This is a genomic window from Pseudomonas sp. P5_B2, from assembly GCF_056400445.1.
This window is the reverse complement of record NZ_JBFULH010000861.1, coordinates 1-1,463: the sequence shown is the minus strand read 5'-3', so window position 1 is coordinate 1,463 and position 1,463 is coordinate 1. Positions and strand designations below refer to the sequence as shown.

General features: G+C 56.7%; 2 protein-coding genes. One reads left to right on the top strand and one right to left on the bottom strand.

The window, feature by feature from the left end; genetic code table 11:
* The coding region (locus AC1DRJ_RS27500; RefSeq protein WP_477804923.1) for a hypothetical protein at nt 1–655 on the bottom strand (655 nt) is incomplete at its 3' end.
* A gap of 146 nt (nt 656–801) precedes the next feature.
* Here AC1DRJ_RS27500 and AC1DRJ_RS27495 point away from each other — a divergent pair.
* Nucleotides 802–1,224 carry an organic hydroperoxide resistance protein gene (locus AC1DRJ_RS27495; protein WP_477804922.1) on the top strand — a complete coding sequence of 141 codons (423 nt, stop codon included), beginning with the start codon at nt 802–804 and terminating at the stop codon, nt 1,222–1,224.
* The last annotated feature ends 239 nt before the right edge of the window (nt 1,225–1,463 follow it).

Here is a 1,463-nt window from a genome sequence, read left to right as displayed (position 1 = left end):
ACTCACCCGGCATACCGCGCCCAGGTGATCGGGCGAAGACGTAAATTTCCGGTGAGCCGTCGCGATCCAGGTCAGCGATTTCCGCGCGTGCGATGTTGCCGGATAGCGGTCGAGTGATCTGCGAGTTGTCTATTTCCAATCCTTGAGGCGAGATGCGTACCACAGGATTCCCATCCACCCATTCCCCCTTCACATGAAAATGTATGCCTTGCAGTTCGAGAGTCTGATCAAACGGTTGGGCGCTGTCCGTCAGGGGGCTGAGGTTCGTTGAAAGGCTGTAATAGGCCACCTCGTTGCGCCGTGCAGCGTTACGCATGAGGTACACCTGAACCGTGTATTCGCCATCGACGGGCAATGGGCCCATGAAGTGGTTGCCCATCATCGATCCGTTGAACAGCGCAGTGTCGGCCCCCTTGGCGGTGATGTTGAAGTAGGCGGATGCGTTGGAAGGCTTGAGGTCGACGGTCAGTATCTGACCTGCCTTCGCACTGACGCGGTACTGCGTGGTGCGCGGGCCTTTGATCGATTGGTTGAACTTGACGCTATCGGCGCCATTATCGAAAGGGACGTGCTCGATACGAGGCGCTAGTTCGGTAGCGGCGTGTGCAAACGTGGAAACCACAGCCAATAGAGCGGCGTTGATCCAGCGTTTCATGTTTTTTTCCTGAGAGGACCTGGAGCGAAAGGATAGATAAAACCCGGCGGGTCTGCGAAGACACAAAACTGACAAACGTCACCGGTGAGCCGATGCGGTGCTGCTAGGCTTGCCTACTCTGTCGCTTCCCATCAGGAGTCACGGTCATGAGTACTGCACTGGAAACCGTTCTGTACACCGCGAAAACCCACACCGTCGGCGGCCGAACCGGCACCGGAAAGTCCAGCGATGGCGAACTCGATGTCACCTTCAGCTCCCCCGGTTCGGGCAAGCCCGGCACCAATCCGGAGCAACTGTTTGCTCTCGGCTATTCGGCTTGTTTCATCGGCGCGATACAGGTGGCGGCGGGCAAGATGAAAATCAAATTGCCGGAAGATACATCGGTAGATGCCGAAGTGGATCTGGGTAAAACCAGCGGCGGGGATTTTCAGTTGGCCGTCAGATTGAACGTCAACATTCCCGGACTGGAAGCGGGTGTAAAGCGTGAGCTGGCTGAAGCTGCGCATCAGATGTGCCCGTATTCGCGGATGACGCGCGGGCATGTAGAGGTGGAGTTGAAGGTGGTTTAAATCACAGTCACACACTGGAATTGCCTTTGTGCGAGTGAGCCTGCTCGCGATAGCCATCGTACATTCAATATGGATGCCGACTGACACACCGCCATCGCGAGCAGGCTCACTCCCACAGGGGATCAAATGCGTGGCGAAGATCTTGGCACTTCAACGTGATCCAGCATCCGATTCACCGCTAGCGGTTTCTGCCAGCCCAGAGCCTAGTTCGAAGCCCCGACCCCAAACTTCAACCCACC